Here is a 26,210-nt window from a genome sequence, read left to right as displayed (position 1 = left end):
AATAAAGCAGCAAGATGGGGCAAGTCATCTTAGCTGCTTAATTTTTTGATCATTTCTACGCAAATAATGCCGTCTTCTATATACTCTTCAGAGTTTACTGAGTAATCCAATACTTGGTAAAAAGACAATGCAGTTTTTTCTGCGGATAAAATACTGAATTTATAGCCTTCTTTTGTTGCCTTATCTTCTAAAAGTAGAAGCAATGTTCGACCAATTCCTTGATTGCGATGCTCTTTTCTTACACAAAAGCGATCTGGCTGAATGATGTCATCGTTTTTTTTCTGATAGCGAATCGTTGCAACAGCAAGTGATTGCTCATAAACAACAAAATAATTACGTTCTAGTGTGTCTAGTTCATCAAATTCATCCTGTAGTGAAATGCCTTGCTCTAAAACAAAAACATCATAACGTAATGCAAAAGCCGCTGCTTGATGCCAGCGCTCGCAGCCAAAGTGAGTGTGCATATAAGCCCTCCAGATAATTTTCTTAGTGAAAGATTCATTCAATGGTATACTTAATCATAGCAGATATTTTTGATGTCATCTAGCAATACTTACGAGCGTCGTTTTTAAAATACGAGGAGGGTTTAACTTGGACCTATTTGAACAAATTGAGTGGTCAAATTGGAAAAACTTAAAAGATGCTGAAAAAGAAGCTCTTTTACAGCAGCTATTGATGTATTTTGTTCCGCCAACAATAGAAGTGAATACAATTGAATTAGTGAATTTTGAATTGTATGGCATTAAGTGCCGCACCTTTGAATTAGAATTAGATGGTGAATTGTTTGTTTTTATCCCAGGAAATAATGAAGCGATCCTTGGTTGGGATTTAGGTGCAGAGGGTTTACGAGCGCATGAACTGTTGGGATTTGATACTGAGCATTTGGCAAAGAATACATTTAAGACCACCTTGACCAATGAAGCAATCGATTCTGCCGATGAGTGGAATGAAGAAGAAATAAGCTATGATTTAACCTCGTTAGAAGGAATTTCAGAATACATAAATGAACATACGACAGAATTAAGAAAAGTTAAAATTCCTGCAATGTTTGTTCAAAAATATGCATTACCGGCTGGGACAGAATTTTTAGGAATTTTTGATACAGTCACAGGAACATTTGAAGGAGAAATCGAACAATTCTTTCCCCATGAAAAACAGATTTGTGAAAAATTATTTCCACTATTAACAGCTGCTGAAAGTCTTAGTTGGTCATTTCCGAAAACACTGTTGGAGAAAGATAAATTTTATCTAGAATTTTTACCTGAGTCTGATTATTATTTTGTCTATAGCCATTCAGATTGCACCCATGATGAACTAAAATTATCACTTAAACGAGAGGGCTTTAGTTTATTATCTGAAGATCAATGGGAATTTGCTGTAGGTGGTGGAACGAGACGGTTATTCCGCTGGGGCAATGAACTATTGATTAAGGAAAATGAATCTGGCCGCCAAATCAAAAGTAAAATGGACGGGGCTAACATGTTTGGCTTAGTGATCGATACGCAAAAAGATCGCTATGAATTGACGACTGATCCGACCGCAATAAAATTAACTAGAAATGAATCCAATCGTAGTAGCTTGATTGAAGAGATGTTGCCGTTATCCACTTATTTTCGTTCCGACCATGTTCTTTTACCTGAACAAAAATTAAGCCCAACCGATTATTTATACCGAAAAGCAATTCTAATTGAAAATTAAACAGAAAACATTGACTTTTTTTCATTCTTTCCTTATAATTTGTAGGGAATCTAAAGGATATGATTCGTTTTTTTAGTGTTTACAGAAAGTTCTTCAGTGCTGAAAGAAGAATAACGCAAAAACGTAATTGCTCCCTTTACTAAATTTTGGTAGAAATACCAACGTTACTCAGCGTTAACGAGTTTAAGAGGTAATGAATGTATGTCAAGCGACTTCATTGCAAACAAGGTGGTACCGCGATTTGTCGTCCTTGTATTGCAGTGAATGCCGCTTTTTTGTTGCACAAAATCCAACACCAATCACTTATTTTAGAAAGTAGGAATCGGACAATGAAACAATTATCAAGTAGTCAAGTTCGTCAAATGTATTTAGACTTTTTCAAATCAAAAGGACACTCTGTGGAGCCAAGTGCTTCTTTAGTTCCTGTCAATGATCCAACATTATTATGGATCAACTCAGGTGTTGCGACATTGAAGAAATATTTTGATGGTTCTGTTGTACCTGAAAATCCAAGAATCACGAATGCACAGAAATCGATTCGTACCAATGATATCGAAAATGTTGGGAAAACTGCTCGTCACCATACAATGTTTGAAATGTTAGGAAACTTTTCAATCGGTGATTATTTTAAAAAAGAAGCGATCCACTGGGCGTGGGAATTTTTAACGTCTCCTGAATGGATGGCATTTGATCCTGAAAAATTATATGTCACAGTTTATCCAAAAGATACAGAAGCAAAACGTATTTGGCATGAGGAAGTTGGTTTATCGATGGATCATATCATTGATATCGAAGATAACTTCTGGGATATCGGTGCGGGTCCTTGTGGTCCGGATTCAGAAATTTTCTATGATCGTGGTGAGTCTTTCAACGATGTCGCAGAAGATGATCCAGAAAATTATCCTGGTGGCGAAAATGAACGTTATTTAGAAATTTGGAACTTAGTATTCTCTGAGTTTAATCACCAAGCAGATGATACTTATGAGCCATTACCTCATAAAAACATTGATACGGGCATGGGCTTAGAGCGAATGGTTTCCATCGTTCAAAATGCACCAACTAACTTTGAAACAGATTTATTTATGCCGATCATTCATGCGGTAGAAAAATTGAGCGGACAAGTAACATATGGTCAATCACCGCAAACTGATATTTCCTTTAAAGTCATTGCAGATCATATCCGTGCATTATCATTTGCAATCGGTGACGGTGCACTACCTTCAAATGAAGGCCGTGGCTATGTATTGCGCCGCTTATTACGCCGTGCGGTTATGCATGGGAAAAAATTAGGAATCAACGAAGCTTTCTTATACAAACTAGTTCCAGTCGTTGGAGAAGTGATGGTAAGTTATTATCCAGAAGTACTGCAACAAAAAGAATTTATCGAAAAAGTAGTGCGTACAGAGGAAGAACGTTTCCACGAAACAATCAATGAAGGTCTAGAGATTTTGAATGACTTGATCACAAAAGTGAAAGCGGCAAACGAAGCGACTTTGAATGGGAAAGAGATCTTTAAATTATACGATACGTATGGTTTCCCTGTTGAATTAACAGAAGAAGTCGCAGAAGATTCTGGTTTAAAAGTTGACCATGCAGGCTTTGAAAAAGAAATGGAAGCCCAAAGAGATCGTGCTCGTTCTGCTAGAAGTAAAGCAACATCAATGGGTGTTCAATCGGCTGTTTTGACGGATATTAAAGTCGAAAGTAAATTTGTCGGTTATAGTAACTTAGAAGCGACAAGCAAGCTTTTGATCATTCTAAAAGACGAAGAAATTCTTAGCGAACTGTCAGAAGGTACAGCACAGTTGATTTTTGCTGAAACTCCTTTCTATGCAGAAATGGGTGGGCAAGTTGCCGATCACGGAACGATCAAAGATCAAAATGGTACGATCGTAGCCCACGTAGAAAATGTTTTAAAAGCACCAAATGGTCAATTTTTACACACAGTTCAAGTGACTGGTAAATTAGTTGAAGGCGCAACATACGAACTATATGTAGATGAAAAAATGCGCAATCGCATCTTGAAAAATCATACGGCGACGCACTTACTACACCGTGCGTTGAAAGACATTTTAGGCGATCACGCGAATCAAGCCGGTTCATTGGTTGCTCCAGGGCACTTACGTTTTGACTTCACTCATTTTGGACAAGTTACTCCAGAAGAGTTAGTTCAAATGGAAGCCATCGTCAATGAAAAAATCTGGGAAGCCATTCCAGTTGAAACGGTCGAAACAGATATCGATACAGCTAAAAATATGGGCGCTATGGCTTTATTCGGTGAGAAATATGGGAAAGAAGTCCGTGTTGTCAATATCGGTGGCTACTCGATCGAGCTTTGTGGTGGAACACATGTAACAAATACAGAAGATATCGGTATTTTCAAAATTGTTTCTGAATCAGGAATCGGTGCGGGTGTACGCCGGATCGAGGCTGTTACAAGTAAAGAAGCATATGAGCTTATGAATGAAGAAGAAAAACAATTAAAAACAATTGCTGGGATTGTTAAATCACCACAATTGAAAGAAGTTGTGACAAAAACTGATCAATTACAACAGCAATTACGCGATTTACAAAAAGAAAATGAACAACTTGCTGGAAAATTAGCAAATCAACAAGCAGGAGACATTTTCAAAGACGTTAAAGAAATCAATGGCACAACATACATTTCGGCACAAGTAAACGTAAAAGATATGAATCAATTACGTCAATTAGCAGATCAATGGAAACAAAAAGAATTGTCAGATGTTTTAGTTTTAGCCACAGCGCAAGAGGACAAAGTCAGCTTATTAGCAGCTATGTCTAAAGCAGCAAACGAAAAAGGCCTAAAAGCTGGTGATTTAATCAAAACAATCGCACCAAAAGTAGGCGGTGGCGGTGGTGGCCGTCCAGATATGGCTCAAGCTGGCGGTAAAAATCCAGCGGGGATCAGTGATGCGTTGAAAGAAGTAGCCAACTGGTTAGCAAATTAATACTAAAAGCAGACAAAACCGAGTGACATGGTTTTGTCTGCTTTTTTATTTTTTCAATTCAGAGGGCTATTTCTTTCATTTTTTTCATTTTGTTGTTAGATTTAAGATAGTATTACTCATATTCATTTAATAATGACGGGATGAATAGTTTATATACGTACAAAAAAATAAAGTGAGAAAATCCTTATTGCATAGAAGTAATCTGCGATTTTTTTATTCTATTGAAGGGTTAAAATCAGTGAGAGTTTCAGAAAGTTTAGTGTATTTTCTTTTGCAAAAGTCAGAAAGAAAAAATATTTTCTGTAACTTTTTTGTCTATCATGAAATAAAATCATGATTTTTCATTCATACGTAAGTAGAAAAATAATGCAAATGCTTTTTAAGAGAGTGAGGCTAGATAAATGTCTAATGAAAAAAGCCAGATCGAACAGTTTCAAACAGGCGAAAATTTCTATAGTCAACGTTATTTTGGTTCTCACCAAGCAGTTTGTGGGGATCAAGAAGGATTTGTTTTTCGATTGTGGGCACCAAATGCGCAAGCTGTTTGGTTAGTGGGTGATTTTAATAACTGGGATCGTTCGGTACCTATGGCGAAAGAGGAAGAGTTTGGTAGCTGGAAAATTTTCACCTCAAGTGCAAAAGAAGGTGATTTCTATAAATATTTAGTGAAACAAGCAGATGGCAGAGAAGTTTATAAAATCGATCCTTTTGCTACTTTTTTCGAAAAACGACCCAATAATGCTTCAATGGTCAACACAATAGCTGAGAAAAATTGGCGTGATGGGCTTTGGCGTCAAGAAAAAAAACAGCAGGATCATTTCAAGCAGCCATTAAATATTTATGAAGTTCATGCAAGTTCTTGGCAATGTGAAGAGGATGGAACGCCTTATACATTTAAACAGTTAAAAGACACACTGATTCCTTATGTAAAAGAAATGGGGTTTTCTCATATTGAGTTTATGCCTTTGATGGAGCATCCGTTAGGTGAGTCTTGGGGCTATCAGTTGATTGGCTATTTTGCACTAAGTTCGTATTATGGTACACCAGTTGAGTTTCAGGAGTTTGTGGAATCCTGTCATATGAGTGGTATCGGTGTTTTGATTGATTGGGTACCTGGCCATTTTTGTATTAATGATGATGCGTTGGCTTATTATGACGGAACGCCGCAATTTGAGTATGACGATCCAGTTCTGGCGAAGAATATTCGTTGGGGATCGCTAAATTTTGATTTAAGTAAACCACAAGTACAGAGTTTTTTGATTTCCAGTGCCTTATATTGGATCGGGGTATTTCATGTTGATGGGATACGTGTGGATGCTGTTTCCAATATGCTTTATCTTGATTATGATGAAGGACCTACGCTTCTTGATCAAGAAGGAGGCAATCGTAATTGGGCTGGTTTTTACTTTTTACAAAAACTAAATGCTGTCATCAAACAGACTCATCCAGAAGTAATCATGATTGCCGAAGAAAGTTCCTCAGAGACTAAAATAACTGGAACTGTTGAAAGCGGAGCTTTAGGTTTTGACTACAAATGGAATTTGGGCTGGATGAATGATACGCTGCGTTTTTATGAAATGGATGCAGTGTTTCGAAAATATAATTTTCGTCTACTGACTTTTTCGTTTATGTATATGATGAATGAGAAATACATTTTACCCATATCTCATGACGAGGTCGTTCATGGAAAGAGAAGTTTGATGCATAAAATGTGGGGCGATCGATATAAGCAATTTGCTCAACTTCGTAATTTATACGTCTATTTGATGACTCATCCTGGTAAAAAGCTTCTGTTTATGGGAAGTGAATGGGGCCAGTTTTTAGAATGGAAGTCAGATAAAAGTTTGGAATGGATCGATCTTGAGGATGAAATGAATCATAGCATGCAGTATTTTACAAAGACGCTTAATCGATTTTATAAAAATGAAAAGGCATTGTGGGAATTAGATCATGTTTCTGAAACGATTGAAGTAATCGACGCTGATAACAGCGAAGAAACAGTATTGAGTTTTATAAGGAAAGGGAAGAGCAAAAAAGATTTTTTGATCGTTATCTTGAATTTTTCACCGGTAGAAAGACAAAATTTTACGATTGGTGTGCCGTTTCCTGGAACCTATGAGGAAGTACTGAATACTGAGATGAAAGAATTCGGTGGGACATGGATCGAACCAAATCAAATAAGTGAAACAAGTAAAGAGTCTTTTAAACAATTTGATTATCGAATTCAGACCATTGTACCTTCTCTTGGAGCAATGATTTTAAAGCCCAAAGTAATCAACACGGGAATAAAAAGAACGAAAATTAACTAATGAATTTTTAATTTTAGAGGAAAGAACAGGGATTTTTGAAAGGGGGCAGGGTGGAAATTCACCCGAAGTAGATGAGAACAGAAATGTTAGCAATGATTTTAGCTGGTGGGCAAGGAACACGCCTAGGAAAGTTAACGAAAAATATCGCTAAACCTGCTGTGCCTTTTGGCGGCAGATATCGAATTATTGATTTTACATTAAGTAATTGCATCAATTCAGGCATCAAAAATGTTGGAGTCGTCACACAATATCAGCCGCTTGCATTAAATAACCATATTGGAAATGGCGCAAGCTGGGGCTTAGATGGAATTGATTCTGGTGTGACGATTTTACAACCCTATTCTAGTTCCGATGGTGAAAAATGGTTTGAAGGGACTGCCCACGCAATTTATCAAAATATTTCCTATATCGATCAAATGGATCCGCAATATGTATTGGTTTTATCTGGGGACCATATTTATAAAATGAATTATGAAGAGATGTTAGAAGAACATATTGCGAATAATGCCTCATTGAGCGTGGCTGTTATTGAAGTGCCGCTTAAAGAAGCATCACGCTTTGGTATCATGAATACGGATGAAAATAATCGGATCATCGAGTTTGACGAGAAACCAGAAGAACCTAAGAGTAACTTGGCTTCAATGGGCATTTATATTTTTAATTGGGGACGACTACGAAATGTCTTACTAAATAACTATTCAAAAGATGGTCAAATGCTTGATTTTGGGAAACACGTCATTCCATCCTACTTGGATGCTGGTGAAAATGTTTATGCTTATCGTTTTGATGGTTATTGGAAAGATGTCGGAACGATCGAGTCTTTATGGGAAGCAAATATGGAATTTATAAGTTTGGAAAATGAGTTACACATGCGAGATAAAAGTTGGCGTATGTTCTCAAAAAACACTATTTCTCCTCCACATTTTATTACTGAAACAGCCTCAGTTAGCAATTCATTAGTAGTTGATGGCTGTTATGTAGCAGGAACGGTCAAAGATAGTATTCTTTCAACTAATGTGCAGGTAAAGGTTGGGTCAACGATTGAAAGTAGTGTGATCATGCCGGGCGCAACAATTGGAAAAAATGTTAAAATCAAAAATGCGATTATCGGTGAAAATGCGATCATTGGTGACAATGCAGTGATTTATAAAGAAGATGACATTGAAGTGATCGGCTATTCTGAAGTGATTGGGGTGCAAAGCGATGAAGACTAAAAAAATGTGTGCGATTTTAGGAAATGTATCAGCGTTTCAAGGCCTATTACCATTAACTGAAGAACGACCATTAGATACATTGCCTTTTGATTGCAAATATCGGTTGATCGATTTTCCTCTTTCAAGTATTGCTAATGCAAACATCAACTCGATTTTTATGATATTCAATGAAGGGGAAACACGTTCCGTTTTTGATCATATCGGTGGTGGTAAAGAATGGAATTTAGATTCTCTACAAAATAGCTATTTTGTTTATTTCTATCAGGATTTTTTAAAGCAAAAAGCACAAGGACTGCCATATTATTCTGCGGTCATCGATTATCTTGAAAAATCAGAATCTGAGTATACTGTTTTTATGGGAAGTAACATGCTTTGTGCGATTGACCTGCGGGCTGTTTTGAAAACTCATCAAAAACAAAACAATAAGATGACGGTTGTTTATAAACGGATTGAACCAGAAAAACTATCGGCAAATAATCGAATCATTCAAGTCGACAAAACTGGAAATGTCGCAAGTGTTCAGGCCTTTGAGCAAGATTTAGAAAAAGAAAAACAAGTGAGTCTTTCTATGGACATCTTTATCGTTCAAACCAAGTGGCTGATAGAACAATTAATAGTCGGTCAAGCCAACAACAGTTCAACAAATCTGATTGAATTTTTAGGAGAAAAAATAGCGGATACTCAGACGACAGCATACGAATATACTGGATATTTAAGTAATATCGATGTTGTTGCTTCTTACTATCAAGCCAATATGGATATGTTGAACGTAAAAAAATTCAATGCATTGATGTATACAAAACAAAAAATTTACACGAAACGTAAGAATGAAGTACCAACTTATTATTCAGAGAACTCCAGTGTAAAAAATAGTCAGTGTGCAACGGGCTGTGTCATTGAGGGACATTTGGAAAATAGTTTGATTTCAAGAAGAACGATGATTAAAAAAGGAGCTAAAGTGAACCGAACGATCGTGATGTCGAACGCTCAAATTGAAGAAGATGCAGTGATTGAATATGCTATATTAGATAAAAATGTCACAGTTAAGGCCGGGGTAAAAATTTCTGGTACAGCACAAAACCCTGTCGTGATCCATAAAAATCAAGTGGTTGAAGCAGATGTTATTGGGGGACATGAGTGATGAAGGTATTATTTGCAGCTGCAGAATGCGCACCCTTTTTTAAAACGGGGGGATTAGGTGATGTAATAGGTGCATTGCCTAAAGAACTAGCTAAAAAAGGGGCAAAAATTTCTGTTGTTTTGCCCTATTTTACAAATATCCCTGAATCCTTTAAAGAACAATGTGAGGACTTAGCCAACTTTTATGTTGATGTAGGTTGGCGGCATCAATATTGTGGGATTAAACGTTTAGTTCTGAATGATGTTACCTATTACTTTATTGAGAACGCGTATTATTTTGATCGTGAAAATCTATATGGCTATGAGGACGACGGAGAACGCTTTGCCTACTTTTCTTTGGCAATCATTGAAATGTTGGAGAAAATCGACTTTTTACCTGATATTATCCATGTAAATGATTTTCACACAGCAATGATTCCTTTTTTATTAAAGGAAAAATACCAATGGATCGAAGCCTATCGTTCAATCAAGACGATATTAACGATTCATAATATTGAATTTCAAGGAGCGTATAGCCAGGATTTGTTGCCAGACTTTTTTGGGATGGGACTAGATCGTTATTATGATGGTGCTGCCCGCTTTGGAGATGGCGTCAATTATTTAAAAACGGGGATCTTATATGCTGATCGAGTGAATACAGTAAGTCCATCTTACGCAGAAGAAATAAAAACACCTGAATTTGGTTTTGGCCTAGATGGTGTTTTACGGTTAGAACAAGAAAAATTAACCGGCATTTTAAATGGAATCGACTATGAAATGAATGATCCAGAGACAGACCAATCGATCCCAGCAAATTTTTCGATAAACGACCTATCAGGTAAAAAGAAAAACAAAGAAGCGTTGCAAACAAAAATGGAACTGCCCATTCGGGATGATGTACCGTTGATTGGTATCGTCAGTCGTTTAACGTTTCAAAAAGGATTTCATCTGATTTTAGATGATTTAGCGAAACTTTTGGAAAAAGAGGTTCAACTGGTACTTCTTGGAACGGGTGATCCGGGAATTGAACATTCGTTTCATTATTTTTCTGAGCATTATCCAACTAAATTTAAAGCGAAGATTACGTTTGATGTTGACTTGGCGCAATTGATTTATGCGGGTTCTGATCTATTTATGATGCCATCTGCAACAGAACCTTGCGGATTATCACAAATGATCGCAATGCGTTACGGTACTTTACCGATCGTTCACGAAATTGGCGGCTTGAAAGATACCGTGATTCCCTTTAATCCAGTGTCAAAAGCAGGAACAGGCTTTGGTTTCTCTGATTTTAGTTCCTATTACTTAATATATAGCACAAATATGGCGATTGATTTGTATTTAAATGATCAGAAAACGTGGATACAATTGATGGAAACAGCAATGGGGAAGGATTTTAGCTGGGAAAAATCAAGCCGATTATACTTGGATCTATATGAACAGATGGTGGGAGTCTAAATAATTTTGTTGACCAATAAAAATAACTGAGGTATACTTTTATCGAGAAATGAATAGCCAAAGAAAGCCATAGAGGTGTTTTTGTGAGTGTAAGTATCTAACTAGAGGAAATGAATAGCTGAAGAATAAACAACCATTTTTAGATGGCTTCTTTAGCATACCTATGTTGATACCTATCTTTACTCATAAAAAAATCACCTGATAGACTGTAGTATATCTATCATTATTTATTGATTAGTGAGGGATGAAGGGACACTTCATCCCTTTTTGTATACCCGATTGATCGATAAAACTTATACGCAGCTAAAAGGAATTTCTTTGGCTTATTCAAAAGAAGATAGGTATCTCTTAAAAGAGAAGGAGATACCAATGAATCAAGAAACATATAATAAAACGCAATTTAATACAATCAAAGAAAAACTAATGACCTATGCAATTAGTTACTACGGAAAAGAGCGAATCAACGCATTACAGCCAAGTAGTCACTTAGATTTGGTAAAAAAACGTTTACAAGAAACCTCAGAAGCAAAAGCCTTGCTTCTCGCAAATCTACATGTTCCATTTATGGGCTTAAACAACATTGAACATCTAACCAATCAAGTTGAAAAAGGGTTTATTTTAGAGCCTAATGAGTTAGTCAGCTACGCAGATTTTCTTAGGAGTAGTCGTTTGATCCAATCATTCATGCAAAAAAATCAGTTTATCGCACCACTTTTAGCTAGATATAGCGAATCGTTACAGCTCTTTTCTGATATTGAAGATGAAATTTATCAGGTTATTCGCAACAATCAAGTAGAAAATGATGCCAGTCGTGAGCTTCGTAAAATCCGTCGAGCTGTTCAAGAGTGTGAAAAAGAAATTGAACTGAAACTAAATTCATTTCTTAGAAATGCGCAAAATAAACCGAAAATTCAAGAAGCAATCGTGGTTAAGAAAAACGACCGATATACAGTACCGATCAAAGCTACTTATAAAAACCAAATCTCAGGAACCATTATAGATGCTTCTTCGAAAGGGACGACCGTTTTTGTTGAGCCGGCAACCGTAGCAAAACTGAATGATAAGTTATATCAGCTAAAGATGGAAGAAGCGACAGAAGTGTATCAAATTTTATCAACTCTGACTGGTTTGATTGCAGAACAAATGAGCTCGATCCAATCAAATTTAGAAGTGGTTGCACAATATGACATGATTTTTGCTAAAGCGAAATACAGCAGAGAAATCAACGGCATTGAACCTAAGATCAATCAAGAAGGAATCATCGAATTTGTCAATGTGAAACACACATTGTTAGGTGACACGGCGGTACCATTGAATCTATCACTAGGCAAAGACTATCGTGGCCTGACGATCACTGGATCAAATGCAGGAGGAAAAACGGTTGTTCTAAAAACCGTTGGTCTGATTTCGTTGCAAACGATGATTGGTGTGCAAATTATTGCTGATCACGGCACGAATATTGCCATTTTTGATCAGATTTTTGTTGATATCGGAGATCAGCAAAGTATCGAGAATGCGTTGAGCACTTTCTCAGGACATATGCATAATATCTCTGAAATTTTTGCTAAGACGAAACAAAACAGCTTGATTTTACTCGATGAAATCGGTAGTGGAACCGAACCAAATGAAGGTGCAGCATTAGCAATCGCGATCATGGAAGCCTTCTACAAAAAAGGTAGTATCATTATTACAACGACGCACTATGGAGAAATTAAACGTTTTTCTGAGCAACATGAAGATTTTCTGACTGCTGCAATGGCGTTTGATTCAGAAAACTTAATGCCTAAATACCAATTAATTTTAGGAGAAACTGGTGAAAGCAACGCTTTTTGGATCGCGAATAAGATGAACTTAGATAAACAAGTCGTTAAACTTGCCCAAAATTATTTACATGATCGCAACTATTCAACGAAAAAAGAAGCGTCTCTTCAAAAAGTCAAAAAACAAAAAGAGCAAACGATCTTTCCAACATACGAAAAAGGGGATCGAGTATTTTGGACGGAGAAAAAGAAAATTGGTTTAGTTTTTGAACCAATAGAAATGACGGATGATGTAGCGATTTACGTGGAAAATGAAAAAATAACCGTTCATAAACGCCAATTAAAACTAGACCGCAGTGCAAAAGAGCTATACCCACCAAACTATGATCTAGATTCCTTATTTGAAAATTATCATGACCGTAAGAGAAATCGCGATCTTGAAAGAGGTTCAAAAAAAGCACACAAAAAATTAAGAAAAGAAATGCAGGAAAGGCAAGCAAAAAATAATGATTAGATAGACTTACTTATATATAAAATCCAAGAAGAATGCGGAACAATTTTTAGAAAAAATCTGATGATTGTTCTGCTTTTTTTATGAACCTACTCATCGGAATTAACTGAAAAAAACAATTGCAAATAAATTCCATCTTTCAAAGTTTTCAACCCGATTTTTCAATGGTATAATAACCACGGAGGAATATGTCGAATGAATGAAAATCAATTATCAAAACGTTTAGCACGTGTGGGAGAATTAGTCCCTGAACAAAGCCGTTTAGCAGATATCGGTTCTGATCATGCGTATTTACCTGTAGCATTAGTTTTACAAAAGAAACTTGATTTTGCGGTGGCTGGAGAAGTCGTAACAGGTCCATATGAAGCAGCCAAAAAACAAGTTAGAAAAAATGGTTTAACAGAACAAATCATCGTCCGTTTGGCTGATGGCTTAGATGCTGTAAAAGAAACAGACAAGATCACGGCTGTCACGATTTGTGGTATGGGTGGTGTTCTAATTCGTGATATTTTAGATGCTGGCTGGAATAAGCAACGTCTTCAAGGAAACGAACGCTTAGTTTTACAACCCAATATTGGCGAAAAACCGTTACGCGATTGGTTGACAGTCCATGGCTATACAATTATAGAAGAAGATATCTTAGAAGAAAATAATAAAATCTATGAAATCATTGTTGCTTCCAGACAAGAGCTAAGAGTTGCTTATTCGGAGAAAGAACGTCTTTTCGGTCCTATTTTACTAAAAAAACAATCGCCTATTTTTCAAAAAAAATGGCAAGGTGAATTAAAACAACGTGAAACGATTTTAGCTCAATTAGCCAAAGCGGCTAGCGATCAACAAGCCAGAATCCAACAAATAGAAAAAGAAATCACTGAAATCAAGGAGGTTTTGTCAAATGAGTCTTGATGGTAACGTATTTATTGAACGCTTTGAAACGTATTGTCCTCAGTGGTTAGCTGAAGCAGGCGATCCTGTAGGTTTGCACATCGGTACATTGAATAAAAAGCTAAATCGAGTTTTAGTAACATTAGATGTCCGTCCAGAAGTTGTTGCCGAAGCAATCGAAAAGCACGTTGACTTGATCATTGCCAAACATCCACCTATTTTTAGACCGGTAAAACGTTTAGATACTGATGATTTACAAACAAAAATGTATGCTGATTTATTGAAACATGACATTGCTGTTTTTGCGGCCCATACCAATATGGATATCATCGATAATGGACTAAATGACTGGTTTTGCGAATTGCTAGGGATACAAGATACGACCTATTTAACGAAAACACATACGATCGCTTATAAGAAATTAGCTGTCTTTGTCCCTGTGGAGGATGCAGTAAACATGCGTAAAGTACTTGGACAAGCAGGCGCAGGCCAACAAGGTGACTATACAAATACGAGCTACTCATTGATCGGAACAGGCAGATTTACACCAAAGACTGGCGCTAATCCAACCCTTGGGACGGTTGATAAAGAAGAGACGGTTCAAGAGGCTAAAATCGAAGTGATCTTTCCAGAAACAATCGAGACAAAAGTCATTCAAGCAATGTTAGAAGCACATCCTTATGAAGAACCAGCTTATGATGTGTATCAAATTGAAAATATGACTAAAGAATTCGGTTTGGGACGAGTGGGTCATTTAGAAAAAGCAGTCTCTTTAAACGATTTCGTGTCTACTATCAAAGAGACATTTGATTTAGAGGGATTGCGAATCGTAGCAGAAGATGAGTCCAAACTGATTCAGCGTGTTGCAATCTGTGGCGGTAGTGGCGAAAAATTTTTCCGTGATGCGATTAAAAAGCAGGCGGATGTTTATATCACTGGTGACGTTTATTATCATACAGGGCATGATATGCTGACAGAAGGCTTACCCGTGATCGATCCAGGGCATTATATCGAACAATTATGTAAACCAAAGTTGGTCGAACTATTCAATCAGTGGAAAAAAGATTATAATTGGACTATAGAATTTATCGAATCAGAGGTAAATACAAATCCGTTTAAATTTAGATAATGTAGAAAGAAGGAACTTAACGATGTATGAAAATTTATTGCCACGTTTTTTACGCTATGTAAAAACAGAAACACGCTCAAATCCAAAAAGTGAAACGACTCCTTCAACACAAACACAGGTTGCTTTTGCGCAAACCTTAAAAAAAGAGTTGGAAGAGATCGGCATGAGTGATGTGATATATAATGAAACAAATGGTTTTGTGATTGCTACTTTGCCAAGTAACATAGACAAAGAGGTTCGCTCAATCGGATTTATCGCTCATATGGATACAGCAGATTTCAATGCAGTGAACGTCAATCCACAAATTATCGAAAACTATGATGGTGAATCAACGATCAAATTAGATAAAGAAGGAAAGTTCACATTAAATACAACTGATTTTCCCAATCTAAAAAATTATGCAAATCAAACGTTGATTACAACAGATGGTACAACACTTTTAGGTGCAGATGACAAGTCTGGGATCGCTGAAATCATGACTGCTATGGAAATTTTGATCAAAAACCCTTCAATCAAACACGGTACGATCCGAGTGGCTTTTGGTCCGGATGAAGAAATTGGTGTTGGTGCGGATAAATTTGACGTAGAACAATTTAACGTTGATTTCGCTTATACAATGGATGGCGGTCCAGTGGGGGAATTGCAATACGAAACATTCAACGCAGCACAAGCAGAAGTCACCATTCAAGGGAAAAATGTGCATCCTGGAACAGCAAAAGATACGATGATCAATGCATTGCAGTTGGCAATCGATTTCCAGAACCAATTACCGCAAAATGAAGTGCCTGAAAAAACAGACGGTTACGAAGGATTTTTCCATTTAGCTCAAATGAGTGGTACTCCAGAAGAAGCACAAATGACTTATATCATCCGTGATCATGATCGTGAAAAATTTGAAGCGCGTAAAGCGTTGATTCTTAAAGTTCAAGAAATTATCAATCAGCCGTTTGATCAAGAACGTGTTCAAATCGACTTATTTGATCAATATTACAACATGGGTGAAGTAATCGAAAAAGATATGAGCATTATTGAATTGGCAAAAAATGCGATGATCGAACTTGATATCGAGCCTTTGATCGAACCTGTCCGAGGCGGAACAGATGGTTCTAAAATTTCTTATCTAGGTATTCCAACGCCTAATATTTTTGCTGGTGGCGAAAATATGCATGGCCGCTTTGAGTTTGTTTCATTGCAAGCTATGGAAAAAGCGACGGATGTCATTGTGAAAATTGCAGAATCTAACGCTAAATAAAGTTCGTGTCTATTGATAATAGTAGTAAAATTTGAAAAGAGGGAGTAACGTTACAGGTAGTGACTTACTTCCTGTTTTTCTGTCAAGGTTAGACGAATCGGCTGCGCCTTTGCTTTGAAACATAGTGGGACGTTGTCACCATTTTTAGTATGAGGAGGAACTCAAGTGGAAAATGTAATGATACTTTTTAATGAAACATCTGGTAAAGATAAAGGCAGAGAATTAGCAGAACAGTTTGTAGAGTATGCAAAAAATCATGGACAAACAAACACCCATTTTCTATTAGAACAAGTTGGCCCAGATTGTGATAGCAAAAAAACAGTCGAAAAAGCGAAGACTGAAAATATTGATACACTTATTTTCATTGGTGGAGATGGCACGATCAATCATAATGTGGAGGATTTTAAAGAAGAGTTGCCGCACCTAAACGTTGGGTTATTGCCAGGTGGAACGGTGAATAACATGGCTAGAGTTTTAGGTATACCAATGAAATTTGAAGCAGCAGCTGATGTGATTTTAGGTGGAGTCACTAGAAAAATCGATTATGGTATGATTAACGAAAAAGTGATTGTTAGTACAATGACGATTGGTATTTTAGCAGATACAGCGGCTCGGATCAGTCAAGAAGACAAACAAAAATACGGTAAGCTTATTTTTGTTAAGAACTTTTTTAAATTGCTCGCAAAGAAAAAACGTTATCGCTTAGAAATCAAAACAGAAAAAGAGCAGTGGCAAGGAAAGACACAGTTGGTTACTGTGACGATGACAAATTCTGTTGGTGGTTATACAAATTTTGATGATTCGGCTTCGCCAGATGATGGACTGTTTCATTTAACTATTCTACCGAAATTAAACTTTTTCAAATTGGCTTTTTATCTACCAAAAATTATTGCAGGAAAAATCTATGAGCTTCCTGATATCAAATACATGACAGCAGCTGAAATAAACATTAAAAGTCAAAATGAAAAAAAAGTTGGGACACGTGTGGATGGTGATCCAAGTGAAGATTTACCAATTCAAATGAAAGTGGTTAAGCATGGTTTGACTGTTTTTGTCCCTGGTTCTTAGGCTTTACTTTTTGTTTAAGTGTTTGATTAACTTTACAACGCTTGGTTTTTCAAGGTATTCTATTAAGAGAATGATTGTTGGAGGAAAATGAATGACAGGTTTGTTGAAACATTTACCATGGGTGTATTTGCTCATCGTAAATTTGGTTGAATTATTTGTGATGTATCTTGATAAACAACGAGCTAAAAGAAAAAAATGGCGGATTCCTGAATTTGATCTTTTATTTATAGGCTTGATTGGAGGGGGAATCGGTGGTTTATTCGCTCAACAACTTTTTCATCATAAAACGAGAAAATTACGCTTTTATTTTTTCTTTATCTTTGGTACACTTGTGGCTATTGCAATTATTTGTTTTAGTTATAAAAGATAATCGTGAATACAAATTTAGTGGGGAGAAACTATGAAAAGCAATTCTAAAACAAAAGTTTTCCTGAATATCGGCCTGTTAGCCATTTTTATCGGAGTGATTATTTATGTGATGGATAATTCTCTAAGTGATATATTTGCTCAATTAATGGAAACAAGTTGGATCGTTGTTGCCCTAGTTATTTTGTTGGGAGTCATATATCAAATCGTCGAAGGCCGTTCCATCAAAGAGATTGCTTCTTATTTTCAAAAAGATTTCACAACGAAAGATGGTTTTTTTACTTCTTGTTATGTCGCATTTTATCGTGTGATTTCATTTGGAACTGGAACATTGCTTTCTGAAATTTATTTTTATAAGAAAAAAGGATTAGCAGTTTCTCAAGGTGTAGGCGTGACAGCGTTACATATGATCATGTATAAAGTCGCCGTCATTTTTCTGTCAGTACTTGGATTGGTTTTCCAATTTTCTTTATTTTATGAACGTGCACCAAAAATGATTCCTTTTATTTTAATGGGCGTCGGATTGACCTTTGTGATTATCTTTTCACTACTGATTCTTTCAAGTAGTATCAATCTTCAAGTAATGTTAATAAGCTGGACAAATAAGCTCTTTAAGCGAAAAAAATTACGGGATTGGGTAGATAAATGCAATCTGCAAATCTATTCTTTAAGAGAAACGGTTCAAACTGTTACCAAAGACCGTTCAGCGATGATTCGGATTTTTGGCTGGAATGTAGCGAAGTTACTTTTTTGGTATGTGATTCCATATGTTGTATTGGTTGAGAATCATCCAAATATTGATTTTCTTTTAGTTCTTTCCTTTACCAGTTTTTCAGTTATCTTGTCTGGTGTATTTCCAACACCAGCAGGAATTGGTCCGTTTGAATTTGTTTATTTATTACTCTTTAAACCTTTAGTGGGAACTGTTGATGCAGTATCATCTTTATTATTGTACCGCTTTGGCAGCTTTGTTTTACCATTTTTGATTGGGTTTGTTTATGTCTTGATTCAAAAAAGACGAGAGATAAAATTAGGACTTCATGCTGTTAGGAAAGAGAAAAAAGAAGTCACGGATGAGTAAAGATGAAAAGCGTTAACTAAAAAGGGCCGAACGAAACAGAGATAGTTTCGTTCGGCTCTTTTATATTTGAATAATCGCTTTATTAGAGTTACTATTGATAAGTAAAGAATATATTTATGGGAAGGTGAAAATATGAGTAAAAAAATTACCACAAGTGAAGGGCAACCCGTAGCGAATAATCAACACTCGCAAACAGCTGGAAAAAGAGGGCCAGTATTGATTCAAGATATTCATCTTTTGGAAAAGTTAGCTCATTTTAATCGCGAAAGAATTCCTGAAAGAGTGGTTCATGCTAAAGGCGCTGGTGCTTTTGGCGAGTTTGAGCTGACTAATGACATGAGTAACTATACAAAAGCTGGACTTTTTAATGAAGTAGGGAAAAAGACGAGAGTAGCGATTCGCTTTTCCCAAGTAGCTGGTGAATCGGGGTATATCGACACATACCGTGATGTCAGAGGGTTTGCAGTCAAATTCTACACAGAAGAAGGAAATTATGATATTGTCGGCAATAATACGCCGGTATTTTTTGTCAATGATGCGTTAAAGTTTCCTGATTTTATTCATTCTCAAAAGCGTGATCCAAAAACACATTTACGTGATCCCTATATGCAATGGGATTTTTGGTCTCATTCACCTGAATCTGTCCATCAAGTAACGATTTTAATGGCAGATCGAGGGATTCCTGCAAGTTATCGTACGATGCATGGATATGGCAGTCACACCTTTAAATGGGTCAATAATCAAGGAGAAGTTTTTTGGGTGAAGTATCATTTTAGAACAAATCAAGGTGTAAAAAATCTAACAGATGATGTTGCTGCACAGATTGCTTCTGAAAACACGGATTATCTAATGGATGAATTATTTCAGGCAATTGAAACAGGCGATTTTCCTTCATGGACACTTTGTGTACAAATCATTCCATATGAAGAAGGTTTGAACTACAAATATGATTTATTTGATGTAACCAAAGTCGTTTCACAAAAAGATTATCCATTGATCGAAGTTGGCAAAATGACATTGAATGAAAATCCTCAAAACTATTTTACAGATGTGGAAGAAATTGCATTTTCACCAGCTAACTTGGTACCGGGGATCGAAGTATCACCAGATAAGTTACTACAAGGAAGACTATTTGCCTATAAGGATGCAGCGCGCTATCGTTTAGGTGTTAATTATGATCAGCTACCTGTCAATAAACCAATCAATGAAGTTAGGAATTATGAACGAGATGGATTCATGCAAGGGAATAACCTTGGTGGGGCAGTTAATTATGAACCAAATAGTCAAGGTGGACCAGTCCAAGACGAATCAGCCGCGATTACGCCATTTGATGTAGAAGGGCAGGCAGGAACTTATGAGTATGGTCCAAATCATTATTCTCAAGCGGGTGATCTTTATCGTTTGATTCCAGAAGCTGAAAAAGAACGTTTAGTCCAAACTATCAAAAATAACTTAGGTCAGGTGGATAATCGAGAAATTCAGATTTTAGCAATCAAACAATTTTATCAAGCCGATCAAGACTATGGGTCAAGAGTCGCTGAAGCTTTGAATATTCCAATTGAAGAAATTCAGCTGTAAAAATTGTTTAAACCAGTCACTAATAAAATAGTATGCTATACTTTAGATAAGTACTAGGGGAGTCATTTTGACTGAGATGTTCGTTTGAACGGACCCTTTGAACCTGTGAGTTTATACTCGCGTAGGGAAGTAGTCTGAGAAATAGAATACAACGACTTAACTCTATGAAATGGTTCTTTGTCATTTTATAGAGTTTTTTTCTGTTTTTTTAAGATTCTTCTCAAAAAATCGAGGAGGAATTGTATGACATTTACCGAAGAAGCAAGGAAATCTGTCGATAAAATTTGGCAGGAAAGTAAAGAACATCCGTTTATTTTAGAGTTAAAAGCAGGAACCTTAGCTCCAGAAATTTTTCGTTATTATTTGATCCAAGATCGTTATTATTTGGAACAATTTAGCCAAATACACTTGAAAGCTGCAGCTTTAACAATGAATAAAGAGATTGAGGCTTGTTTTCTAGAAGGCGTTAAAAGTTTGGAAGCAGCAGAAATTTCGGTTAGAAAGACATTTTTCAAAGACCTGAACGTGACAGAAGAGGAAATTGATCACACACCAATTGCACCTTCTGCTTATCAATACACCTCTCACATGTATCGAGAGATCGGAACTAAAAGTCTAGCTAGAACAGCTGCGGCTTTATTGCCATGTTACTGGTTGTATCAAGAAATTGGTGAAGAACTAATTTATAGCGGCTCCCCAGATCCTTTATATCAACGCTGGATCGAAACCTATGATAGTGAAGGTTACCGGGAATCTGTCATTCGGCAAAGACATTTGACTGATTATCTTGCAGAACAAGTTTCGACCGAAGAACGATCACTTATGAAGCAAGCATTTATTATCAGTAGTTATGAAGAATTAAACTTTTGGGAAATGGCTTATACGAAACAAAAATGGGGGCTAAAACATGATTAATTATCAATTGATCGATGAACTGCGTTTAAAAAATCCGCTTGTTCATACTATTACTAATATTGTTGTAGCGAATGATTCTGCTAATGGTTTACTAGCGATCGGTGCATCGCCGTTTATGTCAAGTACAATTGCTGAAATGGAAGAAGTAGCTGCGATTGCGGATGTTGTTGTTTTAAATATGGGGACCTTGAATGATGAACAATTAACAGCGATGATCATAGCTGGTAAAAAAGCGAATGAACTGGGGAAACCCGTTGTTTTAGATCCTGTAGGCGTGGGCGCAACACTTTATCGTAAACAAGCAGTTGCAGAATTATTGAATCAAGTCAAGCCAACGTTGATTCGGGGAAACGCTGGAGAAATCGCTGCATTAAGTGGAACTGCTTGGGCTGCTAAAGGGGTAGATGCTGGAGAAGGCTCAGCGGATGTCAAAAAACTAGCCGAAAAACTAGCGCTAGATACAAACTGTTTTATTGCAGTTAGCGGAGCAACCGATGTGATCACAGATGGGAAGCAAACTTATCTTGTAAAAAATGGAACCCCTTATTTTACCAAGATGACAGGTGCGGGTTGCCTACATGGCTGTGTTTGTGGTGCTTTCTTGGCCGTTGATGAGGAATGCTCTTTAGAAAGCGTAGTTTTTGCAAGTACACTTTATGCATTAGCAGGGGAAATTGTCGGAGAACAGTTAACCAGTGTTTCAGTTGGTTCATTTAGAACTTATTTACTAGATCAATTATCTGGATTAGAGAGTAGGTTAGTACAAGAAAAAGCTAGAGTAGAAAGGGTTGATACAAATGAATGAAACAATTCAAGCCTTAACGATTGCCGGATTTGATAGCGGTGGCGGGGCAGGGATGCAAGCTGATTTAAAAACATTTCAAGAACGTTCTGTGTTTGGTACCTCTGTTTTGACGGCTTTGCCTATCCAAAATACGCAAGGGGTAAAAAATGTGTACGATATTCCCTTGGAAGCGATTCAAGATCAGTTAGAGGTTGTCAAAGAAGATTTTAAAATTTCAGCTGTCAAAACCGGTATGTTATTTACTACGGAAATCATTTATCTCGTTTCAACATTTTTAAAAACAAGCGATTTTGGTCCATTGGTCATAGATCCTGTGATGATCGCTAAAAGTGGCCAAGCCTTATTAAAAGATTCTGCTGTCAAATCGTTGATTGAAGATTTATTGCCGCAAGCATTTGTTGTTACACCGAATATTCCAGAAGCAGAGGTCATTAGTAACATGACAATCACAACCAAAGAAGAAATGCTTATAGTAGCAAAAAATATTCAATTATTGGGTGTCAAAAATGTTGTCATAAAAGGCGGTCATTATCTTGAGAAGACACAATCGTCTGATTTATTGTTACTTGAAGATGGCCAAATAGAATGGTTATCCGCACCGAGAATCAATACTAAAAATACTCATGGCACAGGTTGTACATTTTCAGCATGTATTACAGCTGAATTAGCCAAAGGACAATCGGTAAGAGCAGCTGTCCATACGGCAAAAGAATTTATTCAGGCAGCAATTGCTGACGGAATTCAAGTTGGTTTGGGAAATGGACCGACAAATCATTGGGCGTATAGAAAGGTAGAGCGCAATGGGAGACATTAAAGAAATGCTTTCAGTCTATTTTATTGCAGGAACCCAAGATATCGCAAATGGAGATTTACCAAACGTTTTGGAGGAAGCTTTAAAGGCAGGAGTTACGTGTTTTCAATATCGTGAAAAAGGCAGAGGGTGTTTGGTGCAACCGGAGGCTAAAAAGAAGATGGCAAAAACTTGTCAGCAACTATGTAGACAATATCGGGTTCCATTTTTGATCAATGATGATGTTGTTTTGGCCTTAGAAATTGACGCTGATGGGATTCATGTTGGACAAAAAGACCAAGCAATTGAAGAGGTTTTATCACTATTTTCAGATAAAATCGTTGGCTTATCTTGTCATGATGAAAGAGAAGTTCTAGTAGCGAATGAACTGGGGAAAATTTCTTATTACGGCATCGGACCAGTTTACGGTACGATATCTAAAGAGGATGCTGAACAGCCGATTGGTTTGGTGAGACTGCAAGAATTAGCGGAAAAAGCGCATAAACCAGTTGTCGCAATAGGTGGGATCAATACGGAAAATGCTCAAAGTGTGTTAACTGCAAATGTTGATGGTGTCTCAGTGATCTCTGCAATCACACAGGCAAAAGATATTTCAGAAGCCGTTAAACAATTAAAGCAAGAGCGTTGATTGGTTAAAATAAGAGCGTGTAAAATCATTCATAATGATTTTATACGTTTTTTTATTTAGTTTCTATGTTGATCAAAAAAATATTGAACTTTTTTTACAACTAGTGTACTATTTAACTAGAACACTAGTGAAGGTTAAAATCAATTGGAGGTAAAGTCATGGATTTCCATACAGATCGGCCAATTTATTTACAAATTATGGACTTTATCATTCAGCAAATCATTTCTGGAAAGCTTGAGCCAGGAGATAAAGTTAAAGCTGTAAGAGAGATGGCGGTCGAATTAGCTACAAATCCAAATACGGTTCAACGTGCTTTACAAGAATTAGAGCGTGAAGATATTTTATTTTCAAAACGTGGATTGGGCCGCTTTGTAACAGAAGATATTGAAAAAATCAGCGACTTACAACATCAAGCAGTTGGACAAGTAATTGAAAATTTTTTAGCTGAAATGAAAAAAATGGGTTGGGCACAAGAAGAAGCGAAAGTTTTGCTGGAAGCGTATATCGAAAGGGAGAAATAATAATGATGGATTTAGTGAAGGTTGAACAATTGAGTTATCGCAAAGGAATGAAGCAAATTTTTAATGCGTTGAATTTTTCTGTTTCATCGGGGAAAATCATTGCGTTGATCGGCGAAAATGGTTCAGGAAAAACAACGATCATGCGCCTGCTTTCTGGTCTGGCTTTAAATTGGAAAGGGCAGATTTTGATTGATGGGAATAAAGTTGGGACAAAAACAAAATCATTTGTAGCCTATCTTGAAGATCAAAATAATTTTCAGCCGAATCAACAATTAGAAGAAGTTATCTCATTTTATGCGCGTTTTTATCCAGATTTCGATAAACGAAGGGCGTATGAATTATTGCGTTTTATGAATTTAAGTGAGTCAGAAAAACTAAGAAACCTATCTAAAGGAAACGCTGAAAAATTTGCTTTGAGTATGACTTTGGCTAGAAGAGCAAAATTATATTTATTAGATGAACCATTGAGCGGGGTAGATTTGTTATCAAGAGAAAAAATCATTCAATCATTGTTACAGTGGTTTGACGAAGAAAGTACGATCATCATCACCACACATCAATTAAGGGAAATTGAAACGATTATTGATGAAGTATTATTTTTACGTGATGGACAGATCATTCTGCATGAATCGCTGGAAACGATCAAAGAAGTCAAACACAAGGATTTAGAAGATTTATATCGTGAGGTGTATGAGATATGATCAAGCTATTTCGTCTATTTTTTTCAAAGTCACTTTTCTTGGCCTATAGTGGTTCTTTGATCATTACATGTTTATTAGGGCTTGCAAATGTGTATAGCAAAAGTCAGCAATCAGCTTTTACAAGCAATGGAATAGTATTCATTTCGATTTTCTTTTATTTTATTCTCTTTTTTGTATTAGAGTCGAATCGTATGTATCAATTTTTTCGAACGACAAATTTTCGTTTGCTACCAATCAGTACAGGAAAAATGTATCTTTATAATTTGATTTTCAGTGGAATCGTAGGGTTTTGCTTTTTTATAGGAAATATGATTGTAGGCGTGATCATGAACAACGTGATCATAAACATCCCTTTCCAAATAGATGCAACTTGGATTGAAATAGCAGCAGCAGCTTTGGATATCATAGTGCTATTTTTAACCGTTCAAGTAGTTGTTTATGGTTTGGCAGTGGCTAGGCAATTCGTCCAAAAAAAATATCAATGGATCATTAGAGTTAGTTTATTCATTGTTCTATCAATGTTGCTTGATCATCTACCGGAATTTAGTTTAGATATATTAAAAGGAAGTTTATTCAATTATCTAGGGCTGGAATCTGTGATATATTTTGGCGTGACTATTCAAATAGTCGTAGTTTGTATCTATGCCAAGCTTAGTGTTTGGATCATTGATCGATATGTGGAAGCAGGTGATCAATAAATGTGGCTGTTGTGGAATGAGTATAGGAAAGAAAGTTATCAGTTTTGGTTAGCTAGTATTATTTCTTTCTTATTTCTTAGCGGTTTTTTGATCTATAAATTAGGAATTCAGAAACTGCATGTTGGGGGGATACCTCAGGTTGTTTTAGTTGCGGTCTTTTTCTTCTTGTTTACTCATTTTATTTGGGAGATGTATCGGCAAATCAAAATTTGGAAAAAAAGTCAGTACCGTTTATTGCCAATTAGTGAGGCTAAATTTTATTTGAGTAACATCTTGTTTAGTTGGCTTACAACGACTATTTTCATGTTTTGCTACTATTTGTGTTTAGTCGGGTTAGTTTTTCTTTTAGATAAACAAGTGAATATGGCGAATTTTCAAGAGTACTGGAAACACCTCTTAGTTGCTAGTTACTTTTTCTTATCGACATCTATTTACTTACAGTTGGTGTATTTATTGAGTAGCTTTATCAGTGCAAAAGCGCCGATCAGATTACAAAGGATTTTAAAGTATTTCCTTTTCCTTCTTTTGTTTTCTGCTGAAATCACGTTTAGTGAGCAACTATTGAATGGCTACAGAAAGATTGCATTTATCAATAGTCATCAGTTTAAAATCACCGTGGGTCACATTCCCTTTTATCTAGGAGATTTACTAGTTGATTTATTATTACTAGTGGCAAGCAGTGCCGTCAGCATTTTCATTTTGAAGAAATATATCGAAGCAGAAAGAAGGTAAAA

At 36.4% G+C, this 26,210-nt stretch carries 23 protein-coding genes and 1 riboswitch; of the genes, 22 read left to right on the top strand and 1 reads right to left on the bottom strand.

Features of this window, described 5'->3' with window-relative positions:
- Positions 1 to 29: 29 nt before the first annotated feature.
- On the bottom strand, positions 30 to 464 hold the full coding sequence (locus tag IGL98_RS11085; RefSeq protein ID WP_206911482.1) for a GNAT family N-acetyltransferase: 435 nt from the start codon (positions 462 to 464) through the stop codon (positions 30 to 32).
- A gap of 127 nt (positions 465 to 591) precedes the next feature.
- Between IGL98_RS11085 and IGL98_RS11080 the strand changes: the two genes are divergently transcribed.
- The 22 genes from IGL98_RS11080 (at position 592) to IGL98_RS10975 (ending at position 26,208) form a co-directional block, all read left to right on the top strand.
- Entirely contained in the window at positions 592 to 1,698 is a 1,107-nt protein-coding gene (locus tag IGL98_RS11080) for a DUF7278 family profilin-like fold-containing protein (RefSeq protein WP_206843416.1), read from the top strand.
- 329 nt (positions 1,699 to 2,027) lie between these two features.
- Positions 2,028 to 4,667, top strand: coding sequence for an alanine--tRNA ligase (gene alaS, locus IGL98_RS11075; RefSeq protein ID WP_206911538.1), 2,640 nt, complete (start codon positions 2,028 to 2,030; stop codon positions 4,665 to 4,667).
- A gap of 401 nt (positions 4,668 to 5,068) precedes the next feature.
- Positions 5,069 to 6,976, top strand: a complete 1,908-nt coding sequence (gene glgB / locus IGL98_RS11070; RefSeq protein ID WP_206911483.1) for a 1,4-alpha-glucan branching protein GlgB — start codon at positions 5,069 to 5,071, stop codon at positions 6,974 to 6,976.
- Positions 6,977 to 7,047: 71 nt separating this feature from the next.
- On the top strand, positions 7,048 to 8,190 hold the full coding sequence (locus tag IGL98_RS11065) for a glucose-1-phosphate adenylyltransferase (protein ID WP_206911484.1): 1,143 nt from the start codon (positions 7,048 to 7,050) through the stop codon (positions 8,188 to 8,190).
- Positions 8,180 to 9,331, top strand: a complete 1,152-nt coding sequence (glgD, locus tag IGL98_RS11060) for a glucose-1-phosphate adenylyltransferase subunit GlgD (RefSeq protein ID WP_206843422.1) — start codon at positions 8,180 to 8,182, stop codon at positions 9,329 to 9,331. Before IGL98_RS11065 ends, glgD begins: the two co-directional genes overlap by 11 nt.
- Positions 9,331 to 10,767 (top strand): glycogen synthase GlgA, encoded by a 1,437-nt coding sequence (glgA, locus tag IGL98_RS11055; protein ID WP_206843423.1) that lies wholly within the window; start codon positions 9,331 to 9,333, stop codon positions 10,765 to 10,767. Before glgD ends, glgA begins: the two co-directional genes overlap by 1 nt.
- A 369-nt stretch (positions 10,768 to 11,136) precedes the next feature.
- On the top strand, positions 11,137 to 13,041 hold the full coding sequence (locus IGL98_RS11050; protein ID WP_206911485.1) for an endonuclease MutS2: 1,905 nt from the start codon (positions 11,137 to 11,139) through the stop codon (positions 13,039 to 13,041).
- Between the two features lie 192 nt (positions 13,042 to 13,233).
- On the top strand, positions 13,234 to 13,944 hold the full coding sequence (locus IGL98_RS11045; RefSeq protein ID WP_206911486.1) for a tRNA (adenine(22)-N(1))-methyltransferase: 711 nt from the start codon (positions 13,234 to 13,236) through the stop codon (positions 13,942 to 13,944).
- Positions 13,934 to 15,052, top strand: a complete 1,119-nt coding sequence (locus IGL98_RS11040; protein ID WP_069646613.1) for a Nif3-like dinuclear metal center hexameric protein — start codon at positions 13,934 to 13,936, stop codon at positions 15,050 to 15,052. Before IGL98_RS11045 ends, IGL98_RS11040 begins: the two co-directional genes overlap by 11 nt.
- A 22-nt stretch (positions 15,053 to 15,074) precedes the next feature.
- Positions 15,075 to 16,304 (top strand): peptidase T, encoded by a 1,230-nt coding sequence (gene pepT / locus IGL98_RS11035; RefSeq protein WP_206843428.1) that lies wholly within the window; start codon positions 15,075 to 15,077, stop codon positions 16,302 to 16,304.
- Between the two features lie 165 nt (positions 16,305 to 16,469).
- Positions 16,470 to 17,372: a YegS/Rv2252/BmrU family lipid kinase gene (locus IGL98_RS11030; protein ID WP_206843429.1), complete on the top strand. Its 903-nt coding sequence runs from the start codon at positions 16,470 to 16,472 to the stop codon at positions 17,370 to 17,372.
- A 91-nt stretch (positions 17,373 to 17,463) separates the two neighbouring features.
- The gene (locus tag IGL98_RS11025; RefSeq protein ID WP_069646610.1) at positions 17,464 to 17,742 is read left to right on the top strand and encodes a DUF1294 domain-containing protein; all 279 of its coding nucleotides are present in this window, start codon (positions 17,464 to 17,466) and stop codon (positions 17,740 to 17,742) included.
- A 30-nt stretch (positions 17,743 to 17,772) separates the two neighbouring features.
- Positions 17,773 to 18,819: a lysylphosphatidylglycerol synthase transmembrane domain-containing protein gene (locus tag IGL98_RS11020; RefSeq protein ID WP_206911487.1), complete on the top strand. Its 1,047-nt coding sequence runs from the start codon at positions 17,773 to 17,775 to the stop codon at positions 18,817 to 18,819.
- Positions 18,820 to 18,951: 132 nt separating this feature from the next.
- Positions 18,952 to 20,397 carry a catalase gene (locus tag IGL98_RS11015; RefSeq protein WP_206843431.1) on the top strand — a complete coding sequence of 482 codons (1,446 nt, stop codon included), beginning with the start codon at positions 18,952 to 18,954 and terminating at the stop codon, positions 20,395 to 20,397.
- 45 nt (positions 20,398 to 20,442) lie between these two features.
- Positions 20,443 to 20,542: riboswitch (TPP riboswitch) on the top strand.
- A 98-nt stretch (positions 20,543 to 20,640) separates the two neighbouring features.
- Entirely contained in the window at positions 20,641 to 21,312 is a 672-nt protein-coding gene (gene tenA, locus IGL98_RS11010; RefSeq protein WP_206843433.1) for a thiaminase II, read from the top strand.
- Positions 21,305 to 22,117: a hydroxyethylthiazole kinase gene (gene thiM / locus IGL98_RS11005; protein ID WP_206843434.1), complete on the top strand. Its 813-nt coding sequence runs from the start codon at positions 21,305 to 21,307 to the stop codon at positions 22,115 to 22,117. Before tenA ends, thiM begins: the two co-directional genes overlap by 8 nt.
- Positions 22,110 to 22,931, top strand: coding sequence for a bifunctional hydroxymethylpyrimidine kinase/phosphomethylpyrimidine kinase (thiD, locus tag IGL98_RS11000; RefSeq protein ID WP_206843435.1), 822 nt, complete (start codon positions 22,110 to 22,112; stop codon positions 22,929 to 22,931). The genes thiM and thiD overlap by 8 nt, the downstream gene beginning before the upstream one ends.
- A complete protein-coding gene (gene thiE, locus IGL98_RS10995) occupies positions 22,918 to 23,556 on the top strand; it encodes a thiamine phosphate synthase (RefSeq protein ID WP_242590054.1) in 639 nt (212 codons plus the stop codon). Before thiD ends, thiE begins: the two co-directional genes overlap by 14 nt.
- Positions 23,557 to 23,714: 158 nt before the next feature.
- Positions 23,715 to 24,077, top strand: a complete 363-nt coding sequence (locus IGL98_RS10990) for a GntR family transcriptional regulator (protein WP_206911488.1) — start codon at positions 23,715 to 23,717, stop codon at positions 24,075 to 24,077.
- Between the two features lie 2 nt (positions 24,078 to 24,079).
- Positions 24,080 to 24,778 carry an ATP-binding cassette domain-containing protein gene (locus IGL98_RS10985; protein ID WP_206911489.1) on the top strand — a complete coding sequence of 233 codons (699 nt, stop codon included), beginning with the start codon at positions 24,080 to 24,082 and terminating at the stop codon, positions 24,776 to 24,778.
- Positions 24,775 to 25,476: a hypothetical protein gene (locus IGL98_RS10980; protein WP_206911490.1), complete on the top strand. Its 702-nt coding sequence runs from the start codon at positions 24,775 to 24,777 to the stop codon at positions 25,474 to 25,476. Before IGL98_RS10985 ends, IGL98_RS10980 begins: the two co-directional genes overlap by 4 nt.
- Entirely contained in the window at positions 25,477 to 26,208 is a 732-nt protein-coding gene (locus tag IGL98_RS10975; protein ID WP_206911491.1) for a hypothetical protein, read from the top strand. It abuts the gene before it with no gap.
- Positions 26,209 to 26,210 lie beyond the last annotated feature (2 nt).

This window comes from Enterococcus sp. DIV0840 (genome assembly GCF_050527835.1).
Classification (GTDB): domain Bacteria; phylum Bacillota; class Bacilli; order Lactobacillales; family Enterococcaceae; genus Enterococcus_L; species Enterococcus_L ureasiticus.
The sequence above is the reverse complement of the archived record's forward strand: the minus strand, read 5'-3'. Positions and strand labels throughout refer to the sequence as shown.